The organism is Bacillus bruguierae (assembly GCF_037104725.1).
Taxonomy (GTDB): domain Bacteria; phylum Bacillota; class Bacilli; order Bacillales; family Bacillaceae_G; genus Bacillus_A; species Bacillus_A bruguierae.
This window is the reverse complement of sequence record NZ_JBAWSX010000012.1, coordinates 1-17,044: the sequence shown is the minus strand read 5'-3', so window position 1 is coordinate 17,044 and position 17,044 is coordinate 1. Positions and strand designations below refer to the sequence as shown.

The window sequence follows — 17,044 nt, the reverse complement described above, 5'->3', positions numbered from 1 at the left end:
TATCCTTCCTTGAAACACTTTTCAATATTAGATGTTCTTACATAAAAATCCTCTTCAGACAAAATATTTAAAGGAGAAAAACTTCGCAATTTTTTTATCCCGCATTAACGGGCAGTAATACTCCCGCCTCAAAATTCAGCAACAGCAAAGAAGTTAGGCGAGAGATAAACTGCCCGTAAAAGCCCGATTGGTTCAACTAATAATCAGTGGGGGATGAAGAAAATCCCCACTGGTTAAAGTTTCACTTTATGTCACGACTTTATTTTAAACCCACAGTAAGTCTCCTACTGATGGGAGTTTCACTCTATACTACGTTGAACCGCCGATATATTAACGGATTATTTTTCATAATTCCTGCAATTGAGCTCATACTACTTAAAGAAACCGAATTGTAGGAAGGTGGATTTTATGCTAACTCCACAACAAATGGATCATTTTCAATCTGTACTACAAAAGCAAAAACAAGAGCTGGAACATACGCTGCAAAATCATGAGCATTTAGGGCAAGCTTCTGAACGCGATGCAGTTGGCGAACTCTCTGCATATGATAATCATCCTGGAGATATGGGAACAGAATTGTATGAACGCGAGAAAGACTTAGGATTAGTAGAATTTTGGCATAAACAACTTACAGATGTAAAACACGCCCTAGAAAAAATAGAAGCTGGAACGTATGGGGTTTGTGAAGTATCAGGTGAACCAATTCCTCTTGAACGTTTAGAAGCCATGCCAACCGCCACCACTTGTATCGAACACACACATAATAAGCTAATCCTTGGCGCACGTCCGATTGAGGAAGAACTTATCGAGCCGCCTTTTGGTAAATATGATATGGATAGTGCCGTTGGATATGACGCTGAAGATGCTTGGCAAGACGTTGCTTTATATGGAACATCCGAAACACCTTCTGATTTAGAGCGCCGCGACTCTAAAAATTTTGATGAGATGTATGTAGATGCCGAGGAACCTCGCGGATATGTTGAGGATTTTGAAAACTTTATCGGAACAGATATGTACGGAAAAAACGTGCAAGTATACGCTACAGAAGAACACGAAGAATATGAACAAATGCTAGATGACTACGAAGCAAGAACATTTAAAGGCGAACTTTCCTCAGACGAGTCCAGTTCAAGGCCATAAAAAAAGAAACATTCCTTATTTAGGAATGTTTCTTTTTGCCATCATTACTTTTTAGTAACGTTAGCAGCTTGAGGTCCACGGTTACCTTCAACGATTTCGAAAGAAACTTCTTGACCTTCTTCTAAAGTTTTGAAGCCTTCGCCTTGAATTGCAGAGAAATGTACGAATACATCTTCGCCACCTTCAACTTCGATGAAACCGAAACCTTTTTCGCCGTTAAACCATTTTACTTTTCCTGTTTGCATTGCATGTACCTCCTAAAATAAAAAAGAAATCTATCTATTGGAAACTACATACAAAGGTAGAGATAAACATCATGATTTTCTCACAAGCTAATGCTTTGAAACGAACACGCTTTATTTCCGTACCACATTATGCAGCTCAATAGTTCTTTTACTATATCATGCCCGAAATAAAACGTCAAACAAAACAGAAATATCTTGTTTGAAAATTTACAAAACTTGTATTTTCTATTTGAAGATATTCCGGTACAATATAAATATATTCATACATATTTATTACTTGAGGTGAAACGATGAAAGCACATGAAATCGAATACAAATTATATGGCGATGACATGCAATTTGTTGAAATTGAATTAGATCCAGAGGAGAGCGTAGTTGCTGAAGCTGGTGCTATGATGATGATGGAAGACAATATTGAAATGGAAACAGTATTTGGTGACGGTTCCGCCCAAACAGGTGGATTTTTCGGCAAACTTGTTGGTGCTGGAAAACGCCTTGTGACAGGTGAGAGCATGTTTATGACTGTATTTACAAATACAGGGTATGAAAAACGTCACGTCTCATTTGCAGCTCCGTACCCTGGGAAAATTATTCCTGTTGATTTAACGAAATATCAAGGAAAGGTAATCTGTCAAAAAGATTCTTTCCTATGTGCTGCAAAAGGTGTTTCTGTCGGTATTGAATTTACGAAAAAAATAGGCAGTGGTTTCTTCGGCGGCGAAGGATTTATTATGCAAAAGCTTGAAGGTGACGGCCTTGCGTTCATGCATGCTGGTGGAACAGTTTATCAGCGTGATTTAAAGCCAGGAGAAAAACTCAAAATTGATACAGGCTGCCTTGTTGCTATGACGAAAGATGTTGATTATGATATTCAATTTGTTGGCAATGTAAAAAGCGCAATCTTCGGCGGCGAAGGCCTATTCTTCGCAACATTACAAGGACCTGGAACAGTTTGGGTTCAATCCTTAACATTAAGCCGCTTAGCGGAGCGCATCATAGGACCAGGGGCAAAAAACTCTGGAGAAGGTAGTATTCTTGGCGGGATCGGCCGCATTCTTGATGGAAGCGAATAATCTTGTAAAAGAATGAAACATATATCCTCCTCATATATTGAATTATACTTCATCATGAGGAGGATTTTTCTATGCCAACTTCTGTATCCTTTCATAAGGATACCGCTATATTGTTAGCTACATGCTGCGAACTAACATATGAGCAATATAACCAAAATGGCATTTTTACTATTCCGAAAGGTTTCCGGTATGTACAAGGCTTTCAAGCAACAGCTATTCAAGAAACAGAATGGTTTGGATTCATTTTAGAGTCGGACGATCAAATTATTGTAGCCTTTCGCGGGACACAATCAGACCGTGATTGGATTGCTGATTCTATCGTCCAACAAAAACCGTACCCATTTACTGCAAACAGTGGGCATGTTCATAGCGGTTTTCTTTCTATTTATGAATCATGCCGAGATACAATTATGGATACCCTCGTTTCCTTGTCTTCCTCTAAAGCTCTTTTCGTTACTGGACATAGTTTAGGAGGAGCCCTTGCTACTTTGCACATACTAGATGCTCGTGTAAACACTTCATTCTCTCATTACGCACTCTACAGTTTCGGCTCTCCAAAAGTCGGTGATATCGCCTTTCGAAATTATTATAAAATACAAGTTGCCAATAGCTTTCGTTTCGTAAATCTATTTGATGTTGTTCCGCTTCTTCCTCCACGTAAAGTACAATTTGAAGAAAATGAATGGGAATATTCCCATACCCATCGTAGTATGACATTTACAAAAAATATGCATTCCTTTATAAAAAACCATCACATTACAACATATAAAATGGCAATTTCTACTCATTTTCAAAGGGATACATTTGAAGAATTGTAGTAATCTTTTATACTTATTTACGCTGGACACGGTATATATAAATACAAATTAAAAAAACGACATAAACCCTCTTTTTTTAGGCGGGGAGAGCAACTGGCCATGTATAGAAGCGGTCAGGGCCTTTTTCTGCTACGTGCGATGTTTAAAACAAAAAGAGCAGGCCAGTAGCGGGCATGTTGTATTTTGCATAGCAGCGGTTTATATGTTGGAAAATCAAAGTGAATCTATATATTATATACAACGTTCTATTCTATTTCTGTGGTAAAGTAAAACGACTTGGAAAATTCCAAGTCGTTTTTCATGTCGAACAACGTCGAAGGGTCTTTAGCTTGTGTCGAATCGCCGATAAATGCTCTGATTCCGCCGATATATTGTTAGGCAGTAAGCCCCCCACTTTATCTCACCCACATACCTTCTGTGATTCTCCAAATATCATGACTGTACTGCAAAATTGTTCGATCACTTGCAAAATGACCAGATTTCGCAATATTCATCGTACTCATTTCTAACCATTTTTTTCGATTTTCGTATGTTTCTCCAACTTTTTCTTGCATATCTGCATATGGTGCGAAATCCCGAAGAACAAAATATTCATCATTTTGAATAAGGAGAGAATCAAAAATGGCTTCAAACTCATCACCCGCATCTTCAAAAAAACCATTTGTCAGCTGATTAACAACTTTTTGAATGCGTGTATCATGATGATAATAATCGCTTGCACGGTATCCGCCATTTTGATAATAATGCAGCACTTCTTCAGCCGTTAAACCAAAAATAAAAATAGCATCATTCCCAACAGCTTCTTTAATTTCAACATTTGCACCATCTAGCGTACCTAGCGTTATCGCACCGTTCATCATAAATTTCATATTTCCGGTTCCCGATGCTTCTTTACTTGCAGTTGAAATTTGTTCACTTACATCTGCTGCTGGAAAAATATCTTCAGCAAGTGAAACGCGATAGTTTTCTAGAAAAATAACTTTCATATATTGATTGACATACGGATCATCATTTACTTTTCGCGCCAATTCATTTATGAGTTTAATAATCTTTTTTGCATAATAATAACCAGGCGATGCCTTTGCACCAAAAATAAATGTACGCGGATAAAAGGAAAAACTAGAATCTTCTTTTAAACGATTATACAAATATAAAATATGCAGTACATTTAATAATTGCCGCTTATAAGCATGCAGACGTTTTACTTGTACATCAAAAATGGAATACGGATCCACAACAATACCAGTTTGTTTTTCAATCCGTTTCATTAGCAATTCTTTTCGCACTTGTTTTACATTATGAAGCGAATCCTGAAACGCTGCATCGTATTTATAATTTTCTAAAGCTTGCAGCTGATCCGGTTCTTTCATCCAATCTGTTCCAATTGTGTCACAAATTAATTTCGATAGCTGTGGATTTGCTTTTAATAACCAGCGCCGATGCGTCATTCCATTTGTCTTATTATTAAACTTCTCTGGATAAAACTCATAAAACAACCGCATTTCTCGCTGTTTTAATATTTCCGTATGAATTTTCGCAACGCCGTTTACACTATGACTCCCCACAATTGCCAAATGCGCCATCTTCACAAGCCCATGAGCGATAATTGCCATGTTTTCGATACGATTCCAATCATACGAATAGCGGTCCCATAATTCATGACAAAAACGCTCATTAATTTCTTGTACAATCATATAAATGCGTGGTAATAGCGGTTCGAAAATATGAATCGGCCATTTTTCTAACGCTTCCGATAAGGTTGTGTGATTTGTATAAGAAATCGTATGTGTTGTAACGTACCACGCATCTTCCCAACTCATCTTTTCCTCATCAAGCAAAATGCGCATTAATTCTGGAATTGCTAAAACCGGATGCGTATCATTAATATGAATGGCAATTTTCTCATGCAAATTACGAAGCGTACCATTTCGTTCCCGGTGCAACCGTACAATTTTTTGTAAGCTGGCCGACACAAGAAAATATTGCTGTTTCAAACGAAGTATTTTCCCTTCATCATGCGTATCATCTGGATATAAGAACTCCGAGACCGCTTCTGTTTCTCGCTTATATTTTAATACGTCCTTGCAGTTCGGCGGAAATGGGACCGGCTCTGCACTCCAAAGGCACAGTGTGTTGACAGTACTTGTCTCATACCCAACAACAGGTACATCATACGGTACAGCCATAATCGTTTCCGCATTAATGTGCCGAAACTCCAAACGCCCACCAGACTGAAATGTATCAACTTGTCCCCAAAAACTAACTTCCACCGCTTGGTCATGCCTTCGTACCTCCCAAACATTTCCGTGCCGCAGCCATTGCTCTGGCAGTTCAATTTGATAACCATCCACAATTTTTTGATCAAACAAACCGTGCTTATAGCGAATCCCACACCCGTGTCCTGGTAAATTTAACGAAGCAAGCGAATCAAGAAAACAGGCAGCTAAACGACCGAGACCGCCATTCCCAAGACCAGCATCCGCTTCAATTTCCTCAAGATCTTGCAAATAAATCCCAAGCTCTTCTAATCCTCGTTCACATACATCGCGTATTCCTAAATTTAATATATTACTTCCTAACAAACGTCCTAATAAAAACTCAATAGATAAATAATACATTTGCTTCTGATTATCTGTCCGGTACCGTTCATTCGTCCCAATCCAGCGCTGACTAATATATTCACGTACCATATGACCAAGCGTATTATATTGATCTTGCACAGTCGAATCTTTAAAACTTTTCCCATACATTGTTTCGAGCTTTTCTAAAAAAGCAGCTTTAAAATTCTCTGTATTTGAGAACAACTTTCTCACCTCTTTCAAAGTGAAACTTCCAGCAATGGTTTTTCCACTGGTGGTTCGCTCTATCCTACTACTTGTTAACAGAAAAAATCGGTTGCTTATGATTACTCTTCTTTTCTTCCTTATTAGACTGCAATTCTTGATGTGAGCCGGACAAGCTTTCATATAGCTCCTTATATTGCTGTGCAGACTGCTTCCAGCTATAATCCTCTGTCATCGCACGTTTCATAAGAGACTGCCATACCTTTTTGTCGTGATAATAATGCAGAGCACGCTGCACTGTATGCAGCATATCGTGCGCATTAAAGTTCGTAAAACTAAATCCATTTCCTTCATTTGTAGCTTCATTATACGATTGAACAGTATCATTTAAACCGCCTGTTTCCCGTACAATTGGAATCGCCCCGTACATAAGAGCAATGAGCTGACCAAGGCCACATGGCTCAAATAAAGATGGCATTAAAAATAAATCGGCCCCGGCATATACTTGATGTGCCAGTTCTTCATGAAACCCAATATACACTTTCACTTTATCTGAGTATTCATATGCCATGTGTTCAAAAAACTGTTCATATTCTTTATCGCCCGACCCAAGCACAATAAATTGCACATCTTCTTGCATGATTTCATGAAAAACATGACGCACTAAATCTAATCCTTTTTGCTTCGTTAAACGAGTAACCATTGCAATAATTGGTGCATCTTCTTTTTCTGGTAATCCAAAATAACGCTGCAGAGCACGTTTATTCTCTCTTTTTTTATAGAGTGAATTTGCATCATACATTGTTGGTATCGTTTTATCATTCTTTGGGTTGTACAACACATCATCAATTCCATTTACAATCCCAACAAGTTTATCGTTATATTTACGCAGTAAACCATCTAACTTCTCTCCGAAAAACGAATATTGAATTTCTTCTTTATATGTCGGACTTACCGCTGTAATGATATCAGAGGCAATAATTCCGCCTTTCATAAAGTTAATGTTTCCGTAAAATTCAAGTTGTTCACTATGAAAATACTCATCACCAAGCTCTAATAAGTCATTCATAACAATGCGCGGGAACACCCCTTGAAACTGCAAATTATGAATCGTAAAAACCGTCTTTATCTTTTCATATAATGGCTGCTCACGATATTTTTCTCGCAATAAAAAATTTGCCATCGCTGTATGCCAATCGTGGCAATGCAGAACATCCACTTCAAAATCTAAATATGGAATGCACTCTAATACGGCCTTTGAGAAAAATGAAAAACGTTCGCCATCATCATAATGACCATATAGTGAATCACGTTTAAAATAATACTCATTGTCGATAAAGTAATACGTAATTTCTTTATGTTCCATTTTCAAAATACCGCAATATTGATTACGCCAGCCAAGCTGAACCGTAATCACTTTATGAAGCACACATTTTTTTCTTATATGCTCCGGAATTAAACTATAATATGGAAGCATAACGCGCACGTTCATCCCAAGCTTTTGTAACGCCTTCGGAAGTGCTCCGGCCACATCTGCTAATCCACCCGATTTAATAAATGGTACGCACTCTGATACTGCAAATAAAATATTCACTGTAGTCGTCTCTCCGCAATAGCCAAGCATAGGTAAACTACATTTACCTATGCCGCACATGCAGATTCCTCCTCTCAATTCTTATCTTAATGAATTGTTACATCACTACTTTGAATCTTTCCCTTCTCTACAACAAATGGATAACTTGAACCTGTTAATATTGTTCCATCTTCAATCTTTACATCTTTATCAAGGATTACACCATCTAGTATACAATTCTCTCCAATTTGGCTCTTTTGCATAATAATGCTATTACGAACGATAGAGCCTTTTCCAATCTTTACAGAACGAAAGACAACGCTATTTTCTACTTCCCCTTCAATAATGCTGCCATTAGCAATCATCGTATTATGTACACTTGCCTCTTTTCCGTACCTTGTTGGTGGTTCATCCTTTACTTTCGTAAAAATTGGCGCCTCTTTTTTAAAGAGTTGCTTCCAAATGCACGGCTGTAGTATCTCCAAACTATGTTTATAGTAACTTTCAATTGAATCTATGACTGCCACATAACCAGTATGCTCATATCTTTCCATACGCAGCGAAGCATTTCGTTTTTCTTTGACAACATCAAGTAAGCTATAGTAGCCCATTTCTTGATACGTCTCAAACAAATGTAATAATAACTCCTTCTTTAGTACATACGTCTGAAGCGACTTACCACGGTGACATACTTCCGTAATATGTGCGTTTGTATATAAATGACGCTCTAATACAGCTTGGAAATCAAGCGCTGTTACAACATGACTATTTGTAATCACAACATATTCTTGCTTACTACGTAAAAAGTAGTCAATATGTCTACTAAAATGAGCAAACGATCCAAACTCATCTTGCGTACATTGGCAATTTGGAGGAAATAAAAATAAGCCGTCGCGTTTTCGATCTAAATCCCACTGTTTCCCAGAACCGAGATGATCCATGAGAGAACGATTTTTATGACTTGTGAAAATAGCTACACTATGAATATGAGAATTTACCATATTGGAAAGCATAAAATCTATTAAACGGTAACGTCCGCCAAACGGCAATACCGCCAATGATCGATGATTTGTTACTTGCTGCAATGATGGAAAATTCTCTGTCGCATTAATAATTCCTAACATTGATTCTCTCACTCATCTCATCCCCTTTTCGTCGCGCTCTAACAGACAGTAAAATAGTCATTCATAAAAACCACTTATAGAAATTCATTTTGACCTTTCGACATAAAGATTGCTGCTATGCAGAACAAAAGATTCTTCTCTCGCTTTCTCCCTTTGTTTTAAACCATTGCATGTGGCAGAATAAGGAACTGACCGCTTCTACACATGTCCAGAGGCTCTCGCCCACCTAAAAAGAAAAGGATTTTTCTGTCATTTTTTAACTTGGATTTATATATACCTTCCCTTACAAATCATTCATCACACTTTACATTTCCTCTGCAATTAACAAAACGTCTTCTATATTTTTTTCTGGACGAATAATTGTTCCATCTTCAATAACCATTCCTGGCGCAACAATAGCACGCTCAATCACAGCATTCTTTCCAATCTTAGCATCTGGCATAATAACTGAATCGACAATTCTGCTTCCTTCCTCTACAATTACCCCTTGAAACAATACAGAATGCTGCACATTCCCTTCAACAACACAGCCTTCATTAATTAACGATTCTTCCACTTCTGCTGATGGTGCAATATATTGCGGCGGCTGATTCGGATTTACAGAACAAATTCTCCAATCAAAGTCATATAAATTAAGCGATGAATCTTCCTGAAGTAGATCCATATTTGCCTCCCATAAGCTCTTCACTGTTCCAACATCTTTCCAATACCCACTAAATGGGTACGCAACAAGTTTTTTACCTTCGTCTAGTAAAAGCGGGATCACATCTTTCCCGAAGTCATTACTAGATTCTGGATTTCTTGCATCCATTTCTAAATACTCTTTTAAAATAGCCCAGTTAAAAATATAAATTCCCATTGAAGCTAGATTACTCTTTGGAAATTGCGGCTTTTCTTCAAATTCAACAATTTCCATCGCTTCATTTGTATTCATAATGCCAAAGCGGTTCGCTTCATCCCAAGGTACTTCAATAACAGAAATAGAGACATCCGCTTCTCGTTCCATATGATAATCAAGCATTTTTGCATAATCCATCTTATAAATATGATCTCCAGATAAAATGAGAACATGTTCTGGATCATACTGCTTTAAATAGTTTAAATTTTGATAAATGGCACTTGCCGTTCCTGTATACCATTTCACACCTGAAGACTCGGCATAAGGAGGAAGTACAGTAACCCCTCCATTTACACGGTCTAAATCCCATGCATCTCCAATACCGATATAACTATGCAACTCTAACGGCTGGTATTGTGTTAAAATCCCGACTGTTTCAATACCAGAATTCGCACAGTTACTTAATGCAAAATCAATAATGCGATATTTCCCCCCAAATGGAACAGCTGGCTTAGCTAGATTTTTTGTTAATGCACTTAGACGACTACCTTTTCCCCCTGCTAATAACATTGCTACGCACTTCTGTTTTTGAACCATCTTGTTTACTACTCCCCTTTCGTGTTTTCACTGGTCGTAAAATTGAAATTCCAAATGGTGGTATTGTCATTTCGACATGTGCAGGCTGATTATGATAAGGTTCCATAATCGTCTTTAATCGCTTTTTATTAATTTGTCCCGAACCGCCATATGCAGAACTATCGCTATTTAAAATTTCGTTATAATAGCGAAATGCCGGTACACCAACTTTATAATTTTCATACACCGCGCTTGTAAAATTGCAAACGATAACGAGAACATCCTCTTCTCTTTCTCCTTGGCGAATAAACGAAAAAACACTTTGTTCACGGTTATCCGCATCGATCCACTGAAAGCCTTTCGGTGTATGGTCAAGCTGCCAAAGCGGCTTAGAACGCTTATACAATGCTATGAGCTCCTTGAAATAATCATGCATACAATTATGCATCTCAAAATCATGTAAACTCCAATCTAAGTCTTCAAGGTCTTTCCATTCATCAAATTGTCCAAACTCACCACCCATAAAGAGCAGTTTCTTCCCTGGATGTGCAAATAAATAGCCGTACAATAAACGAAGCTGAGCAAACTTGGCCCAATAGTCACCTGGCATTTTATTTAACAGCGACTTCTTCCCATGTACAACCTCATCATGTGATAAAGGTAAAATAAAATTCTCAGAATACGCGTACAGCAGCGAAAATGTTACTTTATCATGAATATATTTCCGATACTCCGGCGCACATTCCATATATTTTAAAATGTCATTCATCCAGCCCATATTCCACTTATAATTAAAGCCAAGTCCACCTTCATAAGTCGGTGCTGTTACGAGTGGCCATGCCGTTGAATCTTCCGCAGTCATTAAGAAAGTGGGATCTTCTGCAAATACAGCTTCATTCAACTGTTGCAGGAATGATACTGCATGCTCATTGCTTTCCTGCCCTCCATTTCGCTCCCAATACAACATATTTGCAACCGCATCTACCCGAAAACCGTCAATATGATAAAACTTCATCCAAAACAGCGCATTTGAAATAAGGAAATTTCGCACTTCTTGTTTTCCTAAATCAAAATTCACCGTCCCCCATACACGGTTTTCTTGCACATCAAGATCTTTATATTCATATGCCGGTTCCCCGTCAAATAAATAAAGTCCATGAGCATCTTTACAAAAATGTCCTGGCACCCAATCTAAGATGACACCGATCCCATATTTATGACATTCATCGACAAAATACATAAAATCTTGTGGCGTTCCGTATCTACTTGTCGGTGTATAATAGCCCGTTCCTTGATATCCCCAAGAACGATCATACGGGTGTTCAATGAGCGGCATAATTTCGATATGAGTAAATTGGTGCTCTGTTACATACGGAATAAGTTCATCTGCCATTTCTTTATAAGAATAAAAAGACCCATCTTCTTTCTTTTTCCAAGAGCCAAAGTGAAGCTCATAAATAGCTAACGGTTCATTATAGATCGGCTTTCGTTTCTTTTTTTGAAACCATTTCTGATCTTTCCACTTGTATCCTTTTATATCATAAACAACGGATGCCGTACTTGGCCGTACTTCAGCATACATTGCATACGGATCTGCTTTTAAAATAGTATGCCCTTCTCGTGTTTGAATTGCATACTTGTATAATTCCTGCTGAGGAACATGCGGTATAAATAAAGACCAAATCCCTTTCTCTGTCACTCGTATCATTTCATGCATCTCGCTATCCCACTCATTAAAATCTCCTACAATACTCACAGCTTGTGCATGAGGTGCCCATACGGAAAAACGTGTACCTTCCATCCCATTTTCCATCGTCAAATGAGCACCAAGTATCTCATAGCTATCATAAAACTTTTCTTCATGGAACAATAACATGTCTTCCACATTACACTTTGTCTCAATCACTATGTTCACCTCACAAGATGACAGAATTTTAAATATGTTATTACTATTCTTCAGTAAATTGAAATATCCTTGCGAATTTCTAAAAAAACATACGTTTTTTTATAGAAATTCGCGGTAATTTTATGAAATTTAACCGAAAAATATCGAATTTTGACGAATATTTATTGAAAGCGTTTTATTTTAAAATAATTTTTTTAGTAGAAAAAAAGGGGAATTTACTGCTATTCTGTTATTGTTTTCCATTAAAGTAAAACATAAAAAAACCCTTTCCGGTAAAGGGGTGAAATAAAGGGATATACAGGGGAGGCCGGAAAGGGATTTATACAATTCGGATTACAGTACTGGTGCCATAGTCTCTTTTAGCACTTTTACGGAATGATCAAATTTCAATTCTTCTTCTGCATTTAATTCAAGCTCTACAACTTCTCGAATACCTTGACGGTTGATAACTGCTGGAACACCTACGTAAACATCTTGTTGTCCGTATTGTCCTTCAAGATATGCAGATACTGTCAATACGCTGTTCTCGTTGTTTAAGATCGCTTTCGTTACACGTAATAGTGACATACCGATACCGTAGTAAGTTGCACCTTTACGTTGAATAATATGATAAGCAGCATCGCGTACATTTACAAAGATTTCGTCTAATTCGCTTTGATTGTACTTTTCATTGTTCGCTAAAATTGTTTCTAGCTTTTGTACACCAATAGTAGTATGGCTCCATACAGGAAGCTCTGTGTCACCATGTTCACCAATAATATACGCATGCACGTTACGTGGATCTACCTCTAAGTACTCACCTAGCATATAACGGAAACGAGCAGAGTCTAAAGTTGTACCAGAACCAAGTACGCGCTCTTTTGGTAATCCAGATTCTTTCCAAGTTACATAAGTTAAAATGTCCACTGGGTTAGTTGCGATTAAGAAGATACCATCAAATCCGCTATCCATAATACCACGAACGATTTGTTTAAAGATTTTTGTATTCTTCTCAACTAAATCTAAGCGAGTTTCACCTGGCTTTTGCGGTAATCCAGCAGTGATAACAACAAGATCTGCATCTTTACAATCCGCATAGCTACCTTTCCAAACTTTTGTTGGAGATGGAGCAAATGGAACCGCATGGCTCAAATCCATTGCTTCGCCTTCTGCTTTTGCTTCGTTTACGTCAACAAGAACAAACTCTTCAGCTACACCTTGGTTAATCATAGAATATGCATAGCTGCAACCTACAGCTCCTGTTCCTACTAATACTACGCGGTTAATACCTTTTTTCATGGTAAAATCCCCTCTCTATTTTTCAATATCATCATTAGCATTGTCATTTAAGTAAATAATTAAAATACTGTTTTTATATTGTTTAACTTCCTTACACACATATTGTAGCACGTTTTTTTGTGAGTGTATTCACATTTTATGACCCATTTGTGAAATTTATCACATATAGGGGAAAGTTATAATATTAAGTATGGAATCGATTTTAATGGAAGCGTTCTCTTTAGATTGTGAACACAAATAATACAGTATTTCATTTTACCAATAGACTATATTATATAGTGAAAATCCCAGTATTTACAAATAAACTACTCTCATTATAAGATTAGACTGAACAGTCGGTTTATAATTTATTATGGGAGTGAATAATATGAAAGATCACATCATAACTTTACAAGACGGACGTAAGTTAGCCTATATTGAATATGGTAAAACAAATGGATTACCAGTCATGCTGTTTCATGGTACACCCGGTTCAAGAATTTGGGCATTAACAGATGATATGGTAGCGAAACAATTAGGCATACGACTTATTTCAATAGATAGACCTGGCTACGGGCTCTCTGATCCAAAACAGAATCGAACAGTTCTGAATTGGGCAGAAGATGTAAATGAAATAGCAGATCAACTAAAACTCCAAACTTTTTCTATTATAGGTGTCTCAGGCGGAGGCGCTTATGCAGCAGCCTGTGCTTACAAAATCCCTGAGCGCTTACAATCCGTACAAATGGTTTCTAGTGCAACTCCGTTTGAAAATGAAGAGCCGCCAGCCAGTATGTGCCGCGAAAATCGAATTGCCTTCTTTATCTCCAAACGCTTACCTTTGCTATTAAAATGGGCATATCGTGCTCAAAAAAAGCAAATGGAAAAGAACCCTGAAAAATATATGCAAGGGATGAAAAAAGGAAATAGACATTTATGCAAATGGGATCAACAATTTATTCAAACAGATGAAGATATTAAATTAACTATGATCCACATGAAAGAAGCGTTAAGAAATAGTGTAGATGAAGCAGTAGCAGAACACTGGGGATTTAATTTTCAAAACATTTCTATTCCTATCCATATTTGGCATGGTACAGCCGACACTTTATCTTCAATAGAAGAAATAAAAAAAGTAGCCTCAGCTACTCCTCATGTAACAACACATTATATAAAAGATGCAGGACATTTCTTACCTGATGATCCCCACATATGGGAATCTATTTTACAAACAATTATTCATGATGCAGATGAGACAAACAAATCCAGTATATCATTTCATACTTCTATTTGATCCATTATGAGGTGGGAGTATTACTGCCCACGAATAGCGGGATAAAAATCAAGGAAAACCAGCTAAAATAGAGAAGTAACTATTCATTATACACAAAAAGAGATAGCAAATTATGCTATCTCTTTAATATGACCCGTACGGGATTCGAACCCGTGTTACCGCCGTGAAAGGGCGGTGTCTTAACCACTTGACCAACGGGCCAATTTCTGGCAGAGAAGAAGGGATTCGAACCCTCGCACCGCGTAAGCGATCTACTCCCTTAGCAGGGGAGCCCCTTGAGCCACTTGGGTACTTCTCTATATTATATGGCTCCGCAGGTAGGACTCGAACCTACGACCGATCGGTTAACAGCCGATAGCTCTACCACTGAGCTACTGCGGAATATGGTGGGCCTAAATGGACTCGAACCATCGACCTCACGCTTATCAGGCGTGCGCTCTAACCAGCTGAGCTATAGGCCCTAGAAAAAGCGGGTGAAGAGAATCGAACTCTCGACCAGAGCTTGGAAGGCTCTTGTTTTACCACTAAACTACACCCGCATAAAAATGGTGAGCCATGAAGGACTCGAACCTTCGACCCTCTGATTAAAAGTCAGATGCTCTACCAACTGAGCTAATGGCTCATTTTGAAATGGTGCCGGCTAGAGGACTTGAACCCCCAACCTACTGATTACAAGTCAGTTGCTCTACCAATTGAGCTAAGCCGGCTTGCATATTTCAAAATGGTGGCTCGGGACGGAATCGAACCGCCGACACGAGGATTTTCAGTCCTCTGCTCTACCGACTGAGCTACCGAGCCTTAATATAAATGGCGGTCCCGACCGGGGTCGAACCGGCGATCTCCTGCGTGACAGGCAGGCATGTTAACCACTACACCACGGGACCATTGGTTGCGGGGACAGGATTTGAACCTGCGACCTTCGGGTTATGAGCCCGACGAGCTACCAGACTGCTCCACCCCGCGATGATATAATATTCTTTTTAAAAAAATGGAGGAGGTAGAGGGATTCGAACCCCCGCGCGACTCTCGCCGCCTGTCGGTTTTCAAGACCGATCCCTTCAGCCAGACTTGGGTATACCTCCATATATATAAAACTTGAGTGGTGGACCTTGTAGGACTCGAACCTACGACCGGACGGTTATGAGCCGTCTGCTCTAACCAGCTGAGCTAAAGGTCCTTTATGGTAGCGGCGGAGGGGATCGAACCCCCGACCTCACGGGTATGAACCGTACGCTCTAGCCAGCTGAGCTACACCGCCATAAACAAGTTATAAGTGGAGCCTAGCGGGATCGAACCGCTGACCTCCTGCGTGCAAGGCAGGCGCTCTCCCAGCTGAGCTAAGGCCCCATTTTAAAAAACTATCGGGAAGACAGGATTTGAACCTGCGACCCCCTGGTCCCAAACCAGGTGCTCTACCAAGCTGAGCCACTTCCCGTTAATAAAGCGCGCCCGAGAGGACTCGAACCCCTAACCTTTTGATCCGTAGTCAAACGCTCTATCCAATTGAGCTACGGGCGCATATGGTGCCGAGGGCGGGGGTCGAACCCGCACGGTGGTCACCCACCGCAGGATTTTAAGTCCTGTGCGTCTGCCTGTTCCGCCACCCCGGCGTCATATTGTAAATTGGAGCGGAAGACGGGATTCGAACCCGCGACCCCAACCTTGGCAAGGTTGTATTCTACCACTGAACTACTTCCGCAAAACATATATGACTTATTCAATTAAAAGTGCGGGTGAAGGGAGTCGAACCCCCACGCCAAAGGCGCCAGATCCTAAGTCTGGTGCGTCTGCCAATTCCGCCACACCCGCATATTATTTTTTAAAATGGGGCGACTGATGGGAATCGAACCCACGAGTGTCGGAGCCACAATCCGATGCGTTAACCACTTCGCCACAGCCGCCATGATACTGGTGCCGGCTAGAGGACTTGAACCCCCAACCTACTGATTACAAGTCAGTTGCTCTACCAATTGAGCTAAGCCGGCATTTATATGGTGGAGGATGACGGGATCGAACCGCCGACCCCCTGCTTGTAAGGCAGGTGCTCTCCCAGCTGAGCTAATCCTCCATTTGCCTGGCAACGTCCTACTCTCACAGGGACAAAGTCCCAACTACCCTCGGCGCTAGAGAGCTTAACTTCCGTGTTCGGTATGGGAACGGGTGTGACCTCTCTGCCATCATTACCAGACTATATTCATTTGAGACAATCATTATTATACTTGATTCACCGAAAAAGTCAACAAGTTTTTTATATTCTCTCAAAACTAGATAACACTTGCTTCATATTATATGGTTAAGTCCTCGATCTATTAGTATTCGTCAGCTCCACGTGTCACCACGCTTCCACCTCGAACCTATCAACCTGATCATCTTTCAGGGATCTTACTAGCTTAACGCTATGGGAAATCTCATCTTGA

General features: G+C 39.3%; 11 protein-coding genes, 22 tRNA genes and 2 rRNA genes. 4 read left to right on the top strand and 31 right to left on the bottom strand.

From position 1 onward, the window contains the following. Window positions 1-408 precede the first annotated feature (408 nt). The gene (locus tag WAZ07_RS18205) at window positions 409-1,140 is read left to right on the top strand and encodes a yteA family sporulation protein (protein ID WP_336473567.1); all 732 of its coding nucleotides are present in this window, start codon (window positions 409-411) and stop codon (window positions 1,138-1,140) included. A gap of 44 nt (window positions 1,141-1,184) precedes the next feature. Here the strand turns inward: WAZ07_RS18205 and cspD are convergent, their stop codons facing one another. Continuing rightward, on the bottom strand, window positions 1,185-1,385 hold the full coding sequence (gene cspD / locus WAZ07_RS18200) for a cold-shock protein CspD (RefSeq protein ID WP_035432508.1): 201 nt from the start codon (window positions 1,383-1,385) through the stop codon (window positions 1,185-1,187). A gap of 290 nt (window positions 1,386-1,675) precedes the next feature. On the opposite strand from cspD, the gene WAZ07_RS18195 reads away from it, so the two are divergent. After that, window positions 1,676-2,458 carry a TIGR00266 family protein gene (locus WAZ07_RS18195; RefSeq protein WP_090919249.1) on the top strand — a complete coding sequence of 261 codons (783 nt, stop codon included), beginning with the start codon at window positions 1,676-1,678 and terminating at the stop codon, window positions 2,456-2,458. Between the two features lie 71 nt (window positions 2,459-2,529). Next, on the top strand, window positions 2,530-3,276 hold the full coding sequence (locus tag WAZ07_RS18190) for a lipase family protein (RefSeq protein ID WP_090919246.1): 747 nt from the start codon (window positions 2,530-2,532) through the stop codon (window positions 3,274-3,276). Between the two features lie 395 nt (window positions 3,277-3,671). Here WAZ07_RS18190 and WAZ07_RS18185 read toward each other — a convergent pair whose 3' ends face one another. The 6 genes from WAZ07_RS18185 to WAZ07_RS18160 form a co-directional block, all read right to left on the bottom strand. Then, window positions 3,672-6,080, bottom strand: coding sequence for a glycogen/starch/alpha-glucan phosphorylase (locus WAZ07_RS18185; protein ID WP_336473661.1), 2,409 nt, complete (start codon window positions 6,078-6,080; stop codon window positions 3,672-3,674). Between the two features lie 67 nt (window positions 6,081-6,147). Next, window positions 6,148-7,653 (bottom strand): glycogen synthase GlgA, encoded by a 1,506-nt coding sequence (gene glgA / locus WAZ07_RS18180; RefSeq protein ID WP_336473660.1) that lies wholly within the window; start codon window positions 7,651-7,653, stop codon window positions 6,148-6,150. 86 nt (window positions 7,654-7,739) lie between these two features. Next, window positions 7,740-8,768 carry a GlgC family sugar phosphate nucleotidyltransferase gene (locus WAZ07_RS18175; protein ID WP_336473566.1) on the bottom strand — a complete coding sequence of 343 codons (1,029 nt, stop codon included), beginning with the start codon at window positions 8,766-8,768 and terminating at the stop codon, window positions 7,740-7,742. 292 nt (window positions 8,769-9,060) lie between these two features. After that, window positions 9,061-10,191 (bottom strand): glucose-1-phosphate adenylyltransferase, encoded by a 1,131-nt coding sequence (locus tag WAZ07_RS18170; protein WP_336473565.1) that lies wholly within the window; start codon window positions 10,189-10,191, stop codon window positions 9,061-9,063. Then, on the bottom strand, window positions 10,139-12,046 hold the full coding sequence (gene glgB, locus WAZ07_RS18165; protein ID WP_336473659.1) for a 1,4-alpha-glucan branching protein GlgB: 1,908 nt from the start codon (window positions 12,044-12,046) through the stop codon (window positions 10,139-10,141). Before glgB ends, WAZ07_RS18170 begins: the two co-directional genes overlap by 53 nt. Window positions 12,047-12,409: 363 nt before the next feature. Beyond that, complete coding sequence (locus WAZ07_RS18160; RefSeq protein ID WP_336473564.1) at window positions 12,410-13,354, bottom strand: L-lactate dehydrogenase; 945 nt, start codon at window positions 13,352-13,354, stop codon at window positions 12,410-12,412. A 367-nt stretch (window positions 13,355-13,721) separates the two neighbouring features. Here WAZ07_RS18160 and WAZ07_RS18155 point away from each other — a divergent pair, with 367 nt between their 5' ends. Further along, window positions 13,722-14,627, top strand: coding sequence for an alpha/beta fold hydrolase (locus tag WAZ07_RS18155; protein WP_336473563.1), 906 nt, complete (start codon window positions 13,722-13,724; stop codon window positions 14,625-14,627). A gap of 129 nt (window positions 14,628-14,756) precedes the next feature. Here WAZ07_RS18155 and WAZ07_RS18150 read toward each other — a convergent pair. The 24 genes from WAZ07_RS18150 to WAZ07_RS18035 all read right to left on the bottom strand — a co-directional run. After that, window positions 14,757-14,828 (bottom strand) — tRNA-Glu (locus WAZ07_RS18150). Between the two features lie 6 nt (window positions 14,829-14,834). Beyond that, a tRNA-Ser gene (locus tag WAZ07_RS18145) sits at window positions 14,835-14,925 on the bottom strand. A gap of 8 nt (window positions 14,926-14,933) precedes the next feature. Continuing rightward, window positions 14,934-15,008: transfer RNA gene (locus WAZ07_RS18140), tRNA-Asn, on the bottom strand. A 3-nt stretch (window positions 15,009-15,011) separates the two neighbouring features. Further along, window positions 15,012-15,088: transfer RNA gene (locus WAZ07_RS18135), tRNA-Ile, on the bottom strand. Window positions 15,089-15,095: 7 nt separating this feature from the next. Next, window positions 15,096-15,166, bottom strand: a tRNA-Gly gene (locus tag WAZ07_RS18130). A gap of 7 nt (window positions 15,167-15,173) precedes the next feature. After that, window positions 15,174-15,249, bottom strand: a tRNA-Lys gene (locus tag WAZ07_RS18125). 9 nt (window positions 15,250-15,258) lie between these two features. After that, a tRNA-Thr gene (locus WAZ07_RS18120) sits at window positions 15,259-15,334 on the bottom strand. Window positions 15,335-15,349: 15 nt separating this feature from the next. Further along, window positions 15,350-15,425 (bottom strand) — tRNA-Phe (locus WAZ07_RS18115). Window positions 15,426-15,435: 10 nt separating this feature from the next. After that, window positions 15,436-15,511: transfer RNA gene (locus WAZ07_RS18110), tRNA-Asp, on the bottom strand. 2 nt (window positions 15,512-15,513) lie between these two features. Continuing rightward, window positions 15,514-15,590, bottom strand: a tRNA-Met gene (locus tag WAZ07_RS18105). A 26-nt stretch (window positions 15,591-15,616) separates the two neighbouring features. Further along, window positions 15,617-15,709, bottom strand: a tRNA-Ser gene (locus WAZ07_RS18100). An 18-nt stretch (window positions 15,710-15,727) separates the two neighbouring features. Continuing rightward, window positions 15,728-15,804: transfer RNA gene (locus WAZ07_RS18095), tRNA-Ile, on the bottom strand. A 4-nt stretch (window positions 15,805-15,808) separates the two neighbouring features. Further along, window positions 15,809-15,885, bottom strand: a tRNA-Met gene (locus WAZ07_RS18090). 16 nt (window positions 15,886-15,901) lie between these two features. Then, window positions 15,902-15,974 (bottom strand) — tRNA-Ala (locus WAZ07_RS18085). Between the two features lie 14 nt (window positions 15,975-15,988). Further along, window positions 15,989-16,062, bottom strand: a tRNA-Pro gene (locus WAZ07_RS18080). Window positions 16,063-16,071: 9 nt separating this feature from the next. Next, window positions 16,072-16,145: transfer RNA gene (locus WAZ07_RS18075), tRNA-Arg, on the bottom strand. Between the two features lie 3 nt (window positions 16,146-16,148). Next, a tRNA-Leu gene (locus WAZ07_RS18070) sits at window positions 16,149-16,237 on the bottom strand. A gap of 14 nt (window positions 16,238-16,251) precedes the next feature. Beyond that, window positions 16,252-16,326, bottom strand: a tRNA-Gly gene (locus WAZ07_RS18065). Window positions 16,327-16,355: 29 nt separating this feature from the next. Continuing rightward, window positions 16,356-16,436 (bottom strand) — tRNA-Leu (locus tag WAZ07_RS18060). A 16-nt stretch (window positions 16,437-16,452) separates the two neighbouring features. Further along, window positions 16,453-16,528 (bottom strand) — tRNA-His (locus WAZ07_RS18055). An 8-nt stretch (window positions 16,529-16,536) separates the two neighbouring features. Then, a tRNA-Thr gene (locus WAZ07_RS18050) sits at window positions 16,537-16,612 on the bottom strand. A 7-nt stretch (window positions 16,613-16,619) separates the two neighbouring features. Continuing rightward, a tRNA-Val gene (locus tag WAZ07_RS18045) sits at window positions 16,620-16,695 on the bottom strand. A gap of 4 nt (window positions 16,696-16,699) precedes the next feature. Then, window positions 16,700-16,815, bottom strand: a 5S ribosomal RNA gene (gene rrf / locus WAZ07_RS18040). Between the two features lie 101 nt (window positions 16,816-16,916). Next, window positions 16,917-17,044 (bottom strand): 23S ribosomal RNA (locus WAZ07_RS18035); the annotation flags it as partial.